Source organism: Mycobacterium europaeum (genome assembly GCF_002102155.1).
In the GTDB taxonomy this organism is placed as follows: domain Bacteria; phylum Actinomycetota; class Actinomycetes; order Mycobacteriales; family Mycobacteriaceae; genus Mycobacterium; species Mycobacterium europaeum.
On the sequence record NZ_LQOU01000046.1, the window covers coordinates 40,950 to 57,067 of the forward strand.

Annotated in this window: 13 protein-coding genes; 10 read left to right on the top strand and 3 right to left on the bottom strand. The window is 63.8% G+C overall.

The window, feature by feature from the left end; translation table 11 throughout:
* Positions 1-17 precede the first annotated feature (17 nt).
* The 4 genes from AWC03_RS21145 to AWC03_RS27085 all read left to right on the top strand — a co-directional run bounded on the left by AWC03_RS21145 (position 18) and on the right by AWC03_RS27085 (position 3,746).
* Positions 18-830: an SDR family NAD(P)-dependent oxidoreductase gene (locus AWC03_RS21145; protein ID WP_085242670.1), complete on the top strand. Its 813-nt coding sequence runs from the start codon at positions 18-20 to the stop codon at positions 828-830.
* A 392-nt stretch (positions 831-1,222) separates the two neighbouring features.
* A complete protein-coding gene (locus tag AWC03_RS21150; protein WP_249025927.1) occupies positions 1,223-2,665 on the top strand; it encodes a lipase family protein in 1,443 nt (480 codons plus the stop codon).
* 80 nt (positions 2,666-2,745) lie between these two features.
* Entirely contained in the window at positions 2,746-3,441 is a 696-nt protein-coding gene (locus tag AWC03_RS21155; RefSeq protein WP_085242672.1) for a DJ-1/PfpI family protein, read from the top strand.
* A 77-nt stretch (positions 3,442-3,518) separates the two neighbouring features.
* Positions 3,519-3,746, top strand: a complete 228-nt coding sequence (locus tag AWC03_RS27085; protein WP_142278457.1) for a hypothetical protein — start codon at positions 3,519-3,521, stop codon at positions 3,744-3,746.
* 512 nt (positions 3,747-4,258) lie between these two features.
* On the opposite strand, the gene AWC03_RS21160 is transcribed toward AWC03_RS27085, so the two are convergent.
* Positions 4,259-4,693, bottom strand: coding sequence for a nuclear transport factor 2 family protein (locus AWC03_RS21160; protein ID WP_142278458.1), 435 nt, complete (start codon positions 4,691-4,693; stop codon positions 4,259-4,261).
* A gap of 203 nt (positions 4,694-4,896) precedes the next feature.
* Positions 4,897-5,832 carry an alpha/beta hydrolase family protein gene (locus tag AWC03_RS21165; RefSeq protein ID WP_085242674.1) on the bottom strand — a complete coding sequence of 312 codons (936 nt, stop codon included), beginning with the start codon at positions 5,830-5,832 and terminating at the stop codon, positions 4,897-4,899.
* A gap of 125 nt (positions 5,833-5,957) precedes the next feature.
* Between AWC03_RS21165 and AWC03_RS21170 the strand changes: the two genes are divergently transcribed.
* Positions 5,958-6,554 (top strand): TetR/AcrR family transcriptional regulator, encoded by a 597-nt coding sequence (locus AWC03_RS21170; RefSeq protein ID WP_085242675.1) that lies wholly within the window; start codon positions 5,958-5,960, stop codon positions 6,552-6,554.
* A 257-nt stretch (positions 6,555-6,811) separates the two neighbouring features.
* Here AWC03_RS21170 and AWC03_RS21175 read toward each other — a convergent pair whose 3' ends face one another.
* Positions 6,812-8,614 (bottom strand): NAD-dependent malic enzyme, encoded by a 1,803-nt coding sequence (locus tag AWC03_RS21175; protein WP_085242676.1) that lies wholly within the window; start codon positions 8,612-8,614, stop codon positions 6,812-6,814.
* A gap of 772 nt (positions 8,615-9,386) precedes the next feature.
* Between AWC03_RS21175 and AWC03_RS21180 the strand changes: the two genes are divergently transcribed.
* The 5 genes from AWC03_RS21180 (at position 9,387) to AWC03_RS21200 (ending at position 16,087) form a co-directional block, all read left to right on the top strand.
* Positions 9,387-10,856, top strand: a complete 1,470-nt coding sequence (locus AWC03_RS21180; RefSeq protein ID WP_085242677.1) for an NAD-dependent succinate-semialdehyde dehydrogenase — start codon at positions 9,387-9,389, stop codon at positions 10,854-10,856.
* A gap of 374 nt (positions 10,857-11,230) precedes the next feature.
* Positions 11,231-11,935, top strand: coding sequence for a Crp/Fnr family transcriptional regulator (locus tag AWC03_RS21185; RefSeq protein ID WP_158089990.1), 705 nt, complete (start codon positions 11,231-11,233; stop codon positions 11,933-11,935).
* Positions 11,936-12,036: 101 nt separating this feature from the next.
* On the top strand, positions 12,037-13,719 hold the full coding sequence (gene hcp / locus AWC03_RS21190) for a hydroxylamine reductase (protein WP_085242679.1): 1,683 nt from the start codon (positions 12,037-12,039) through the stop codon (positions 13,717-13,719).
* Positions 13,719-14,777, top strand: coding sequence for an FAD-binding oxidoreductase (locus AWC03_RS21195; protein WP_085242680.1), 1,059 nt, complete (start codon positions 13,719-13,721; stop codon positions 14,775-14,777). The genes hcp and AWC03_RS21195 overlap by 1 nt, the downstream gene beginning before the upstream one ends.
* Positions 14,778-15,082: 305 nt before the next feature.
* Positions 15,083-16,087: a glycoside hydrolase family 6 protein gene (locus AWC03_RS21200; RefSeq protein WP_142278463.1), complete on the top strand. Its 1,005-nt coding sequence runs from the start codon at positions 15,083-15,085 to the stop codon at positions 16,085-16,087.
* The last annotated feature ends 31 nt before the right edge of the window (positions 16,088-16,118 follow it).

Sequence of the window (16,118 nt, forward strand, 5' to 3'; positions counted from 1 at the left end):
GACCGAGAGGAGCATCTATGACCGAGGCCAGAGAACTCGATGGGCTCGTTGCCATCGTGACCGGGGCCGGGTCCCAGAGCGATGGGATCGGCAACGGCCGGGCGGCCGCCGTGTTGCTGGCACGTGCGGGCGCGAACGTGGTCCTCGTTGATCTCGACGCGGAGCGGCTGAGTCATACGGAGAACATGGTCGGCGCCGCCGGGGCCGAATTCCTGTCGCTGACCGCCGACGTCTCCACCGAGGCGGGCTGTCGAATGGTCGTCGACGCCGTCATACGCAAGTGGGCCAGGCTCGATGTCCTGGTGAACAACGTCGGTGTCGTTGGGCCGCCTGAATCAGTGATCGACATCGACATCACGGAGTGGGACAACCTTTTTCGCATCAATGTCACCTCGACGATGCTGATGTCGAAGTACAGCATTCCCTCGATGCGCTCCGCCGGCGGCGGATCCATCGTCATCGTCTCGTCGCTCGCCGGTGTGCTCACCCACCCCCGTCCCGCATACGCCACGACAAAAGGTGCGCTGTTGAGCCTGACCCGGTCGATGGCCAGCCGGCATGGTCCAGAGGGCATTCGGGTGAATGCGGTGGCGCCGGGGCCCGTATACACACCGATGGTGCAGGCTGAAGGTCTCACCGAAGAGGCTCGTGCGGCGCGCTCTGCGATGGTGCCGCTTCGCACCGAAGGCACTGGCTGGGATGTCGGTGAAGCCGTGCTCTATCTCGCGGGCCCGCGATCGCGATGGGTCACCGGGATTACCCTGACCGTCGACGGCGGCTTCTGCGCGGACCTGCGGATGTCTAACGCGACAACGGTCACACCCGCATGACGCCCACAAGCACTGCCGCGCATGCCGATTCGCTAACGGCATCGAAATTGTCAACCAGACCACGTTCGCCGCCAAGCCGAATGATGCAACGAACTATCTGCGGGCAATCCCGTAACCTCATTTTCCGCGCCGTCCTGTAACCGACGGCCGGCAGCAACATCCCGCCAGCCCCGGCGACGGCGCGCGCACCGGGGCTTCTAACACACCCCAACGCTCGAGGCGCTGCTCGCCCGCGTCCACATGCCCCGCGCTGTCCCTTCAGCTCCAGCCGTGGGCCAAGGGGCAACGTCAGACGCCCAAAGTCGTTCAGCAGCAGCACCGTTCGGTGCACCTGCGCCGCAACGTCGAGCCTACACCGCAGTTATCGCATTCGGCCAATCAGCGCCTTCTCCGTGGGCGCAATCCGTTTGAATGCCGACAAAAGGAAAACCATGCCAACCTCGACCAGCTGTACCCAAGCTCGCCACGACGAAACATCGGCGGCTGCCGCAGCCTCTCGGGCGGCCGGCCTGCTGGATCGGTCACGACCACGCCATACGTTGTGGGTTCTCGCTCGGGCCGTCACGGCCGCGCTCGTAGCCGGTGCGGCGGTATTGCCAGCGCCTCCGTCCGCACAAGCCGACGAGTCGCAGTACGAGGAGTTCTATACGCCGCCGGATCCGCTTCCCTCGGGCGACAACGGCGATCTGATCCGCACCGAGCCGTCGCGGCTGGTGTTGGAGCCATCCGGCCAGTTGGGGGCTTTCGTCGGGACCGGAACGCGGATCATGTACCGCAGCACCGACGCGCAAGGAGCGCCGATCGCGGTGACAGGCACCTATATCGAACCGGACAACCCGTGGACAGGCAACGGCCCGCGCCCGCTGCTCGCTTATGCGACCATCCCGTACGGGATGGGTGAGCAGTGTGCGCCGTCGCGGATGTTCAACCAGGGCATCCACGCCTCGTTGCAGACCGGTTTCGACGTGATGTTCAACGTCGAAGAGGGTTGGATCGCGACGCTGTTGGCCCGCGGATTCGCCGTCGTGGTGACCGACGGCGTCGGCATGGGCATCCACAGCCCGATGTCGCCCCAGTTCCTCAATCGCGTAGCGGGCGGTACTGCGCTGATCGACGCAGCGCGTGCAGCGATGAAATTGCCCGGCACCTCACTGGACCCCCATGGTCCCGTGGCATTTTGGGGTTGGCTAGCCGGCGGGCACGCCGCGCTGTCGGCGGCCGAACTTGCGGGGTCCTACGGGCGTGAGCTCAACGTCGTGGGAACGTACGCGGCGGCGGCTTTCACCGACATCGCCGAGCTGATAGCGCCCGTGGACGGCAACTTCTTGGCGGGATCGACGGGATATGTGCTGCGCGGCCTCATCGCCGCCTACCCGCAAATCGAGCAGCCGCTCCGGCAGACCATGACTCCGCGCGGCCTCGAAATGCTGGACAACACTGGACGTCAGTGCCTCATCCAAACCGGGATCGACTACATGTTCCGCCATCTCAACGGGTGGTTCAAAAACGACATCTACGAGGCAGTCAAAGCAGACCCGTTCAAAAGTCTTCTTGCGGCGCAACGCATAGGCAACATCAAACCCACGGGCCCAGCATATTTCGAGCACAACCGGTGGGATCCGTTCGGCCCCTACCAGTCAGCCCGCCAGACAGCGGCGGATTGGTGCGCCAAGGGCGCCGACGTCACCTTCTGGACGAACGAGGAGCCCCCATTCCTGAACAAACTCGACATCAACTCCATGTTGCCCGCCTTCGTCGACGGCGAGAGAAGTATGGCCTGGATCTCCGACCGGTTCAACGGCGTACCCACCGCGTCGAACTGTGGCGACCTGTAGTCCGGCGGCGCCGGCACGGCCGCGTCGACAGGTGGATTCGGTGGGGCGAATTCAGTTGCCATACAACAAGAGCATGCGATATGTCTGACAACGAACCGCGCGTGACGCGCATTGCGATGCTGCTGTATCCGCAGTTCACCACCTTGGATCTCATCGGGCCACACCAAGTGTTGACCTGCCTTCCGAATACGCAGGTCGACCTGTTCGCCAAGAGCAGCGAGGCGGTCACAGCTGATTCGGGGGTTTGTCTTCTCCCTGACAAATCCTTCGATCAAGCTGGTGAGGACTACGATGTCCTTTTCGTTCCCGGCGCAGTGAGCACCCACCTGATCGTCGAGGACGGCGAAACTCTGTCGTTCCTGGCCGCGGTCGGTGGGAATGCGCGGTACGTGACCAGCGTTTGCACCGGATCCCTGGTGTTAGCGGCCGCGGGACTGCTCGCTGGGTATCGGGCCAGTTCGCACTGGGCATTTCGAAACCTGCTCACCGGCTACGGCGCTATTCCGGAATCGGGGCGCATTGTGGTGGACCGTAATCGCATAACCAGCGGTGGGGTCACCGCGGGCCTCGACTTCGGTCTGCACCTGGCGGCCCTGCTCGCCGGCGAGGACACCGCGAAGATGGTCGAACTGTTACTGGAGTATGACCCCGATCCACCGTTCAATGTTGGCCACCCCTCTCGCGCTGACGCGAAGACACTGCTCTCGGCGACCGAGAGGCTGGCACCCCTGGTAAAGCTGATGCGGGTCGCCTCCGAGCGGGGCTTTAGGCATTAAGCGGCACGGGGTTACGGAGCAAGCACACGCCGGGGGAAGATCAGCGTTTCCGGCGCGGCCTTGCTCGAGTCGTTGGCGTGCGCGCCACACTCAGGCGGTCGAAGACCCAGTGCAGTTCGTCCTTCTCGACGGTTGGCCGGATCGGCGATCTAGAGGTGGTGAAGATCCTCGAACCGGTGCTGGCGCCCGGCGCGCTCATTCTCGGTTACAACGTCAATCTGGACCCGAATCATGGCTACCTCAACGACATTCACGCCCCGGCGACGGTTACGTCACTACCGCGCTACCCCTCGACAAGGCAGTAGAGCTAGCCGTCCCCGCGTAGGGCGCCGGTGCAGCGGTGGCTGGTTCGGTGCGTTCCGGCTCACGCCGGCTGCTAAGTGGGCATCAGGACCACGGGCCACGTTGATCTCATCAGGACATCGTGGTCACGACCGCAGCCTCGCGACCGGGTTGGCGGCTCATCCCTCCTGGTGCGCGCCTTGAGCTGGTAGCGGAGGATGGCAAGGCTCCGAGCCGAGGGGATACAGCAAGCCTTGGTACGCGGGGGACCGTGCCCGGCTGGCGGCGCGGCCGCCAGCGGGAGATGAAGTGGGCAGCGTGGATGGTCGCCGGAATCAGCACCGGCGTCAGGACCGCCATGACGAAGAGAGCGATTACCAGTACGGATTCAAACATCCGGTCACCTATATCTCTGCGCTGTGAGACGTAATTCGGACACGCTGCCTTGTTGACCGCCGATGCGATGGCTTCCTTGGGCTATGTAACGATTCCCCTGGTCACGAACAACCACGAAAGCGTCTGTCGCTCAATGTGACTAAGCCCGGGCGGGCAAGTCCGACACCGGGACGAGTGCCAGCGCCGGAATGCCGATAGCTGGCGCCAAACGGTTCTGCACTGCGACGACGGCCGGTAACGGACGCCAGCTGATCGTCATGGAGTCGATCTTTCCGGTGTCGTCGGTGTGGATGTAGTCCATGCCCTCGACGTTGGTCGATCCCGCTTTGATCTTGAACACTGCGGCGAAATGCGTGTCGCTGACCAGGAAATCGACAACGGTGAACTCATCGATGATGCCGAGCAAGTGCGTCAAGATACCTGCCGCCTGGTCGCGACCGACGAACGGCTCCACCACGATTGGGCTCTTGAGCGTGACATTCTCGGCCAGATATTGAGCGGCGCCCTTGGCGTCGCGGGCATGCATAGCGTCTAAGAACGACTTCAGCCCTGAGGGCAAGCCATTGGTAACCATAGGGTCTCTCGCTCCGAGGTTTAGGTTGTTAACTGCACAGTTAGTATATAAACGTTGGTGCTGTCGCTGCAACCCGAGATCCCGTTGTCGTCCGCATCGGGCGGTCCACGATGAGTGAAGCCGGTCAGCGAGCTCTTATCCCGCCCGCCCCGCGTGGATCACGTAACAGCCTCGTGAGGCGCGTCAGTGAAGCGTGAGAGCGTTCACTTCGATTCGGTTCGTGCCATGTGCCTGGCAGTGGCGGCGACTCTTTGTCGTTCGGAAGTCCATGCGCTGTCGTCGATGCCGAGTGCGGTGCGCAGCCAAGCCACCGCGGCATGCTGGACGAGCGCCACGCGCTCCGGGCTCTCGTCGGTGGTGCGGGTGTCGTTGTAGCCTTGGATGCCGCCGAGGCCGTGTTCTCCGCCGGCCAGCACGAGCAGGTCCGTGGCGCCGGGGCTGAGCCGGTAGCCGTCGAGGAACCAGTCCGGGCCGCGCACACTGAGTGGGGACTGGTCGTGGTCGCCTGCTACCACCAGGCTCGGGGTTGTGAGATCTGCGAAATCTGGATTCATGAAGGGGAAATACTGTGCGGCCAACGGGGTCAGATCAGGGCCACCGGTTCCGGGCAGGCACAGCAGCAGCGCGGCCTTCACCCGTGGGTCGGCCATACTTGGCCCAGGTGCGCCACCGGCTTCGATGACGCGTGCGCCGCTGAGCATGCTGGCGGTCTGCGCTCCCCATGAATGTCCAGCCACCACCACGCGGCCAACGTCGATGCGTCCGATTAGGCCCGGCACGGCGGCTTCCACGCTGTCGAGTTGATCGAGGATGGCTGTCAGATCCCGGACCCGAATTCGCCAGATGTCTGGTGTGCGTGGGTCATCGGGGGAAAGCCCAAGGGAGTCGAGATGGGTTGGCTGTATCACGACGAACCCACGCGAAGCCCAGTATTCGCTCAACGGTGCGTAGTCGTCCATGGTCAGCGTCATGCCATGCGAAAAGACGATGACCGGCAGGCCCCCACCGTGCGCCGGCGCTGAGACGCGCACTTGCAGGTCCTGCCCACGGCTTGGGGCGGTCAGGGTAACGGGACGAACTGAGATGACGGGCGTCGTTCGCTCGGCGTGATCCTCGGGAGTCGTGCGGGGGTCGCTCATGGTGTCAAACCTCTTCTGGCTCTCTCGGTGATGGGAAGAACCGGGATCTAGGATGAAGCGGAACACGGCTCCGTTAGCTTAACGGAGCATCGCTCCGTTTTACAACTGGACCGAGGAGGAGATGTGTGACGCCTCAAAAACCCGCAGCTCGCGTGGGTTCGGCCAAGCGCGCCGACGCGCGCCGCAATGAACAAGCACTCTTGGATGCCGCGGCAGCGGTGTTTGTGCGTGGCGGTGTCGACGCGCCCGTGCGTGAGATCGCGGCCGAGGCCGGCGTCGGGATGGGCACCATCTACCGGCATTTCCCCACCCGTGCCGATCTCGTCGTGGCTGTCTTTCGGCATCAACTCGATGCGCTGTCTTCCCTGGACACGATCGTCCCGCCGCCCGACGAGGACCCGTATGGAGCGCTGCGGTCCTGGGTGCATCGGTTCGCCGACTTCTTGGTGACCAAACACGGGTTGGCTCGGGCGTTACGCTCAGACCAGGCCGGCTTCGACACGTTGCATGCCGAATTCCTTGAACGGCTATTACCCGTGTGCGATCGACTGCTGAAAGCTGCCGTGGCGAAGGGTCTTCCGCGGGGCGATGTCCGGACGCTCGATTTCCTGCACGGCGTCGGCAACCTGTGCATCGGCGTTGAAGCCGATCCCGAGTATGACGTGCACGGCATGATCGATCTGTTCATCGCGGGCTTGGCGCAACCATTGATTGCCCAGTAGGCGGCGCGCATCGCGTGCGGTTCGAGGATCCGCCATGAAGATGAGAAAAACGCATCCACCATCTTCATGAGAAACCTGCAAACCTGCTGGGGAAAGACATCGCGATCCGCCACGCAGTTTGAGAACCTACAGCGGCGTGTGTTGTAGGTTCTCAAGTCCGGTGTCCAAGTCTCAAATGCGGATGTTCAGACGCTGTCCAGTTGGACACTCGGGTGAGACCAGGACTCGACCGCAGACCCGCCCGCGCTGTGAAACGCTCAACGACGAGCAGGTGGCACGACGCCCACTGTGCTGTCGGGATATTCGGGTGTCCACCGCACCTGTGTGATCCGTTGAGCGAGTTCTCGGTCGCTGCGTTCGGGGGCCACTCCGTCGGTTACCGCTTGCGTGGCCACCGCGTGGGCGATCCGGACGGCGGCGTCGGGGACGTCCGCCCACTCCGGCAGCAGCGGTTCGTCGGGGTCGGCGAGCGCCGGTGACAGGTCCCCCAACGTCGCGGCGGCGACGCGCATCATGTCGTCGGTCACCCGTGTCGCCTGCGCGGCGGTGACTGCGAGCCCTACTGCGGGGAAGATGTAGACGTTGTTGCATTGGGCGATCGGACGTGTGGCGCCGTCGCGCTCCACCGGAGCAAAGGGTGAGCCGGTGGCGATCAGGGCACGTCCGTCGGTCCAACGGTCTAGTTCGGCGGGGTGCGCCTCGGCGCGACTTGTCGGATTGGAGAGCGGAAAGATAATGGGCCGCTGGGTTTTGGCGGCCATTTCCCGCACGATGTCTTCGGTGAAGGCGCCCGCAGCGGTGGACAGGCCCAGAAGAACCCCGACCTCGACGTTGTGCACGACATCCTTGAGCTGAGCGTGACCCTCCAGCCCCCAACCCGCCACCCGTCCGGCAGGTTGCGCGAAGTTCCGCTGGGCATCTGTGAGGTCGGCGCGATCGTCAGTGAGTAGCCCAATCACATCGACGACCCAGATCCGTTGTCGAGCCACCGCTTCGGACAGGCCCTCGTTGACCATCTCCCGCCGGATCATGTCCAGGACGCCGATACCGGCTGAGCCCGCACCCAGCATCACGACCTGCTGCTCCGACAGCGGGCGGCCGGCGACCTTTGCTGCGCCGTGCAGCGCGCCGAGAGTCACTGCGGCGGTCCCTTGGATATCGTCGTTGAAGGTGAGCAGCTGATCGCGATAGCGGTCCAGGATCGGCTGCGCATGCGCGGTTGCGAAGTCCTCCCACTGGAGTAACACGTCGGGTAGCTGTTGTTGGACCGCGCTGACGAATGTGTCGATGAATGCGTAGTACTCATCGTCGGCGATCCGCCGGTGACGCCAGCCGAGATACAGCGGATCTTCGAGGAGCTCGACGTTGTCGGTGCCGACGTCGAGCACGATCGGCAGCGTTCGCGCGGGGTCGATTCCGCCGATGAGTGTGTAGAGCGAGAGCTTGCCGATCGGGATCCCCATGCCGCCGATACCCTGATCGCCCAGACCCAGGATCCGCTGCCCGTCGGTCACCACAATGACGTCGACGTCACGCCGGGGCCGATTGCTCAAGATCTCATCAAGACGATCATGGTCCGGATACGAAATAAACAAACCCCTTGGCCGTCGGTAGATTTCGCCGAAGCGCTGGCACGCCTCGCCAACCGTGGGGGTGTAGACGATCGGCAGACTTTCGCGAATGTGGTCGTGCAACACGCGGTAGAACAGCGTCTCGTTGCGGTCCTGCAGAGCGCGAAGATAGATGTGTTTGTCAAGATCATCGTGGCGAGAGCGGAATTCACGCCAGCAGTGCTCGGCTTGTTGGTCCAGAGTTTTGACTGCCGTCGGTAGCAGGCCCAAGAGTCCAAGCGCGCGTCGCTCCTCCTCGGTGAAGGCGGTGCCCTTGGTGGTCAGAGCATCAGAAAGTCTTGCTTCACCGCGTATTTGGTCAGACACGGTCAGATTCCTTCCTAGTCGGGCAGGCAGTGGTTCGGTGAATGATTGGTGCGCACGGCCAACTGCTGTCGCCGGCGCGCGACAGCTTGCGCGGTGTCCAACGCGATGCACGCAGTCGAGCATCGGACCCCGGCAAATCGGTGAATGATCGGCAGAAGTTGCTCGACGGACGCCGCGAGGTCCTCGACAAGTGAGTAAAGAGCGCCCTGGTGTTCGACTTGACCCCCTGATCTCGCAGCTTTTGGCCTGCGGGGAATCGACGCAGAACGCCTCGGCTGTCGTTCCGCCTCGACGGTGAAGCGCATGGGTCAACCGCGGGGTCGGCGCTGAGGCGCGGGGCAATCGCGGATTCCGCGCCCAGCTTCATGCCGCTAACGGTGCCGCGATCGCAGTGCGGCAACCGGGGGCGCTGGCTTAGGAAGCTGAAAGGTGTCGACGCCGACCACGGCCTGCTCGTGCATGAACACCTCCGGATGCTTAACGTAACAAAAGTTACATCAACCCTAGAGCACGCGAACACTGGCGGCACGGCGTGAACCGTTCAACTGCCGGCATCGCCAGGGCGCGAGATGTTCGACAGCCGCCGCCCACGCCGGAGCCGCCGAAGTACGCACGGCAGAGAAGGTTTGAGTGACCTATTCAGATCCGCACCGAGTGTGCGGCAATTGGACTCGCCGCGCTGTCGAACGAGCGCGGAGTCCGGATTGTGCTGACTCGGGTCATGCGGCATACTCCTTAACGAAGCTTTCGTTGCATCTGCTGGTATCTGAGGGAGCGTCCCTCGAGCAATCCAAGATCAGCCGCGGTTCCGCCACCCACGGCGACATGATGGTTATCGGCTTACTATCGCCGCTGCAACCGCCGCGGCACGACTCATGACCGCAGGAGGCTCGAGATGGCCACTATCACACCCGCACAAGAGCGTTCGGTCATCGACGCAGTGCCCAAACAGCTGTTCATCGCTGGGAGTTGGCAAAACGGTCATCACGGAACGTTCACTGTCGAAGACCCAGCTACCGCGCAACCGCTGTGCGAGGTCGCCGACGCTACCGCCGAGGACGCCATCAGAGCCCTCGATGCCGCGGTCGACGCCGCACCGAGCTTCGCCGCATCCGCTCCGCGCGAGCGTGCCGAGATCCTGCGGCGCGCGTTCGAACTGATCGTTGCCCGGATTGATGATCTTGCGCTGATCAACACGCTCGAAATGGGCAAGCCCGTCAAGGAGGCAAAGGCCGAGATCCTCTACGCGGCGGAGTTTTTCCGTTGGTTCTCCGAAGAGGCCGTCCGCATCGACGGACGCTACACCCGCCACACCGACGGTGGAGGCCGCGTGCTCACCCTTAGGCAGCCGGTCGGGCCCTGTCTGATGATCACACCATGGAACTTCCCACTAGCCATGGGAACTCGCAAGATCGGTCCCGCGATCGCTGCAGGCTGCACGATGATCATCAAGCCGGCCGAGCAGACACCACTGTCAATCCTGGCCCTGGCCGCGATCCTGCACGAGGCTGGACTGCCTGGCGGCGTTCTCAACGTCGTCAGCACGTTGTCGGCACCCGAAGTGCTGGCACCGGTCATCAATGACCCTCGGCTGCGGAAATTGTCATTCACAGGGTCCACACCGGTGGGCCGTGCACTGGTAAAGCAGTCAGCCGACCAGTTACTCCGTGTGTCAATGGAACTGGGCGGCAATGCGCCGTTCATTGTCTTCGAGGACGCTGACGTCGACGCCGCGGTGGACGGCGCGATGGTCGCCAAGATGCGCAACAACGGCGAAGCATGCGTCGCCGCCAATCGCTTTCACCTGTCGGACAAGATCGCCGCGGAGTTCATCGACAAGCTCACCGAGAGGATGAGCGCGCTGCGAATCGGTCGGGGAACCGAGGACAACGTCGACATGGGTCCGCTGATCGATGCCGCACAGCTCAAGACGACCTCCGGGCTCGTCAGCGACGCGATCGAGCGCGGCGCGGAGGCAGTGATCGGCGGCAAAGCACCCGAGGGCCCCGGCTACTTCTATGAGCCGACTGTCCTTGCGAACATCCCAAGCGACGCACCGCTGCGCCAGTCCGAATTGTTTGGCCCGGTGGCCCCGATCTTCACCTTCTCTGACGAGGAACAAGCGATCGCCGACGGCAATGACACCGAATACGGCCTCGTGTCCTACCTCTACACAAACGATTTGAAGCGAGCGCTCCGCGTGAGCGAGGCACTACAGACCGGAATGGTCGGCCTCAACCAGGGCTTGGTGTCCAACCCCCAAGCGCCGTTCGGGGGAGTCAAACAATCCGGATTCGGGCGCGAAGGTGGCTATGAAGGCATCGACGAATACGTCGAAGACAAGTACATAGCAATCAATCTCTAACCACAGGCCCTACCTCGTGCGACGAGCGGTCCATCAGCCGCACGCCCGCAGCGTGCAGGCCATGCACGGGGATGAGGACCTGTCCGCGGCCTTGCCGTCGTACAGCGTGAGACAAGCCGGTCTGGACATCAGCTGAGACAACTTCGATCGCCGCGGATCGCGTCGTCGTGACGGAGCTTGAGTTCCCCGTCGAGATTGGCGATGGTGATAGCGACGCCGGCGCTTCGTCGCTGTCGGGGAGCGCGCCCACAAAAGTCGGAGAGGAAATCGCCAAGTGACCATCAGGAACCATGCCGAGGCAGCGCTTTCGATCTGCCGAAGCCGGGGCCCGCTCGATGAGTGCTGAGTTGCGACTGGCAATTGCGTCCGCCCCCATGTTCGACGGGCTGGATAGCAAGCATGTGGACTTCCTGGCCGCCGAGAGCCGTGCGATCTTCCTGCCCGCGGGCCAGGTGCTGTTCCGTAAAGGGACCCCATCGACCGGCTTCTACATGGTGCGCGACGGCCTCATGCAGCTTTCGGTTTCCAATTCGGAAGGCGTGGTCAAGGTAGTGGAGATCATCAGGCCGGGCGGTGCTTTCGGCCATGCAGTGATGTTCGTACACGAGCCCTATCCGGTGGACGCCACCGCGCTGGTCGACACGCATCTGGTGTTCGTCCCCGCAGCCGCGGTCGATCGGGTCCTCGACGAAGAGCCCGCGATGGCACGCATCATGCTGGCGTCGATGGCGCGTCGGCTGCAAAGCAAGATTCAGGACATTGCCATGCTGTCTCTGCAATCCGCGACGCAGCGGATCGTTGCCTACATCCTCGGCGCGATAGGCGCGGGGACTTACAGCGTGGGTGGGGGAGCCGGCGTTTCCGAAAGCGATGCGAGCCGAGCCGCCCCCTCGGCCAGCGTCGAGCTACCGGCCCTCAAGCAGGTGCTGGCCTCACGGTTGGGCATGACGCCCGAGACCTTCTCCCGCGCGATACGCACCCTTACCGATAAGGGCCTGATTCGGACGGATGGCGCAGTGGTGCAGATCCCTGATGTCGCGGCGCTGGATGCGTATGCCCGGAGCGTCTCCATCCTGTGACCACCCCCACAGGCCTGACTTGATCTAGGTCAAAGGCACCGCTTCCGCCGGTTCGTAGCGTGAGTTCGTCAATCGCGTACCGCCGCCGGAGGAGACCTCGAATGTTCTGTTATCAGTGCGAACAGACCGACCGCACCGATTCACCCGACCGCCCCAATCTGCTGACCTTCGGTTGCGCGAGCACGAAGGGGAATTGCGGTAAGGATGCCACCACCGCGGCGCTGCAGGACGTGTTGGTTCACGTCAATCTCGGCATTGGACAGTACGCGCGGCAGGCCCGCCGGCTCGGGGCCGCCGACCCGCGATTCGCCGCGCACGCCAGTTTCGACCTGTTCACCACACTGACGAACGTCAACTTCAATCCCACCCGGTTCATGGCTTTGATCTCCGCGGCGGTCGACATGCGAGAGCAGGCGAAGCAAGCCTATGAGAATGCCGCCCGAGCCGCCGGCGCGGTGCCCGAAACCCTCTCCGGTCCAGCACAGTTCGCGCCGGCTACAACGATTGCGGAGGTGGTCGCGCAGGCCGCCGCCGTCGGGGTGGACACCGACCTCGACACTCTTGGCCCCGATGTGGTAGGGCTGCTGAACCTCAATCTGTATGGCTTGAAAGGTGTTTGCGCGTACGCGCACCACGCCCACGCCCTTGGATACCAAACCGAGACGACCGATGCGGGCATCGAATCCGCTCTGGCGTTCCTGGCGGACGCACCCACTGATCCCCAGGCCCTGCTTGCCCACGCGCTGGAGCTGGGCTCGGTAAACCTCAAGGTGATGGAGATGCTCGACGCTGCCAATACCGGCAGCTTCGGTAGCCCCGTGCCCACACCGGTGCGGATTACGCCAGTCGTCGGCAAGGCCATCCTGGTATCCGGTCATGACCTGCACGACCTGCAGAAGATACTGGAGGCCACCGAGGGTACCGGGATCAACGTCTACACCCATGGCGAAATGCTGACCGCACACGGATATCCCAAACTGCACGCGTACAGTCACCTCGCCGGCAACTACGGCGGCGCCTGGCAGGATCAACAGCGCGACTTCACCGGCTTTCCCGGGCCGATCGTGATGACCTCCAACTGCCTGATCGAGCCTCAGCCGGCCTACCGCAACCGGATCTTCACCACCGGGCCGGTGGGCTGGCCGGGCATCCGTCACCTGGACACCGCCGACCTTTCCCTGGTCATCAGGGCCGCACAGTCCCTGCCTGGATTCACCACCGAGGTGCCGTCGGAAACCATCACCACCGGATTCGGGCGTGAGGCGGTGTTGTCGGTCGCCGACACCGTCATCCAGGCAGTCAAAGACGGTGCGATCAAACGCTTCCTGCTCATCGGGGGATGCGACGGCGCCGCACCAGGACGCAGCTACTACGCCGACGTCGCCGACGGCGCGCCCGAGGACACGGTGCTGCTCACCCTCGGGTGCAACAAGTTTCGGTTCAACACCCATGAGTTCGGCGACATCGGCGGCATTCCCCGGTTGCTCGATGTCGGCCAGTGCAATGACAGCTACTCGGCTGTGCAGATCGCACTGGCGTTGGCAAACGCCTTTGACTGCGGGGTCAACGACCTGCCGCTCAGCCTGTTCGTCTCGTGGTTCGAACAGAAGGCCGCCGCGGTGCTCTTGACCCTGCTGTCATTGGGAATCCGCAACATCCGCCTCGGGCCGACGCTGCCGGCATTCCTCAGCCCCGCCGTGGTCGACATCCTCGTCGAGCAGTTCGCGCTCAAACCGATCGGCGATCCCGAACAGGATCTGGCCGATGCGATGGCAGGCGCGTGATGACCGAGACCATCGCGCTACCCGTTGACGCCGAGTTGTCAAGCTACGACGTCGTTCTGGTCACCAACGACGGCGAGGAGTCAACGATCTCCTGCGATTCGCAGACCACTGTGCTCGCCGCCGCCGAACAGGCGGGCATGGTGCTGAAGTCAACCTGCCAGACCGGCGGGTGCGGAGCATGTTCGGCCGTGCTCTCCGGCGGGCAGGTGGACATGGGCAAACACGACCCAGACGTGATCGAAGTACCCGAGAACCAGGGCGGAATCCTGTTGTGCTGCAGTGTTCCCCGCACTGATTGCCGCATCGAACTGCCCTATGACCGCGGCCAGGTCATTGCTGCGCCACCGAGACAACAGCAGGCTCGGGTCACCGGGCTGACGCTCGTCGCCGACGAAGTGATGCACCTGAAGGTCGGTCTGGACGGCTCGGCGCCCGCAGACTTCGACTCAGGCCAGTTCGTGCGAATCACCGTCCCGGGCACCGACTCCCGACGCGCCTACTCACCGGCAAACGTCGCCAACTGGGACGGAGAGCTCGAGTTCTACATCCGACTGCTGCCCGGCGGCCTGATGTCGCAATACTTAACCGAGCAAGCGGCCGTCGGCGACGTACTCACCGTCTCCGGTGCGCAGGGATCGTTCACCCTGGCCGAAAACGGTCTGCGACCCCGCTGGTTCCTGGCAGGGGGCACGGGATTGTCGCCGCTGCTGTCGATGTTGCGCCGAATGGCCGAATGGGGCGATCCGCAGCAGGCGCGTCTGTTCTTCGGCCTCACCCGCTATACGGAGGTTTTCGCCCAGGACGAGCTCGCCGAACTCGCAGGGTTGATACCCGACTTTCGGGCCGACACCGCGGTCTGGCAACCGGATCCTCGGTGGACGGGCGCCACCGGCAACCCGGTCGATCTCGCAGCGGCCGAAGTCCCGATGCTTGACGAAAGCCCAGATGTTTATGTGTGCGGGCCACCGCCGATGATCGAGGCCGCCTACACCGCGCTCACCGCCGCCGGAGTGTCCCGCGACCAAATTCATGCCGAACGGTATTTCACCACCGCCTAAAACCAGCACGAACTTCGCGTGGTAGGTGGAAAGCGCTGTTCTACGTCGGCCGTGCAAGTTGACGTCGCACAGCAAATTCGCCTCGCTCCGCCGGATAGCCGTCGGGGGCCACCGCGCGCGGTCTAAGGCTCGAAACGCTGGGCGGAAAGTAGCAGTGAAAGGCTTGGTCACAAGCGGCCCATGGTCATCGCACCGAGGCACGAGGTTCACTCGCTCGGGCCGGCCGTTCGCCCATCGTGTCCAGCTATGTCTGCTCCACGGACCTTGATTTCCGCTCAACGCCGTTAAGCACTAGTTTCCCTAAAGTGATGTCGTCAGCTGCTAGCGCTCTCGCGCGCTGGATTGCTCCCTTCCTGACCGTTGCGGGCATTGCCTGCATGGGTGTTTCGGCCGGCCCACCGCAGGTCGGCTCCGCCCCGACGGTGCGCTTGGCCAGCGACGGGGACCCCTTGGCGGGGGCGCCGTTCTACGTCAATCCCAATTCGGCGGCCATGCGCGCCGCGCAGAGCGCCGATCCGCCGAGTCCCGAGCTGACCGCGATCGCCAACACGCCGCAGGCCTATTGGATCGTCCCGGGCTCGTCGGCGGGCACGGTCGGGAAGTACGTTGGCGACGCGAACGCTGCCGGCGCCATCCCGGTTCTGGCGCTTTATGGAATCCCGCACCGGGATTGCGGCAGCTTCGCCGCGGGCGGCATGGGGTCGGGCGCGGACTACCGAGGCTGGATCGACGGCATCGCATCCGGCGTGGGAGCCTCGCGGGTAGGGATCATCGTCGAGCCCGACGCGCTCGCGATGGCCGACTGCCTGTCGGGTGATCAACGCCAAGAGCGCTATGACTTGATTCGCTATGCCGTCGACACGCTCACTCGGGACCCGAACGCGGCCGTTTACGTCGATGCCGGCCACTTGCGCTGGCATAGCCCCGAGGACATGGCCGCCAGGCTCAACCAGGCCGGCGTCGGTCACGCGCGGGGCTTCAGCGTCAACACCGCGAATTTCTTTACGACCGAGGACGAAATCGGCTACGGCGAAGCCATTTCGGCGCTCACGAATGGTGCCCATTACGTGGTCGACACGTCGCGCAACGGCGCCGGACCAGCGCCGGACGGCGAGCTCAACTGGTGCAACCCCAGCGGCCGGGCACTGGGCACTCCGCCCACGACGGCCACCGCGGGTGCGCACGCCGACGCCTACTTGTGGATCAAACGCCCCGGTGAGTCCGATGGATCATGCGGCAAAGGTGATCCGGCGGCGGGCACCTTCGTGAGTCAGTACGCCATCGATCTGGCCCATAGGGGCGGGCAGTAATCGGAGCCTCGGAATCCCGCACCGATCGCTT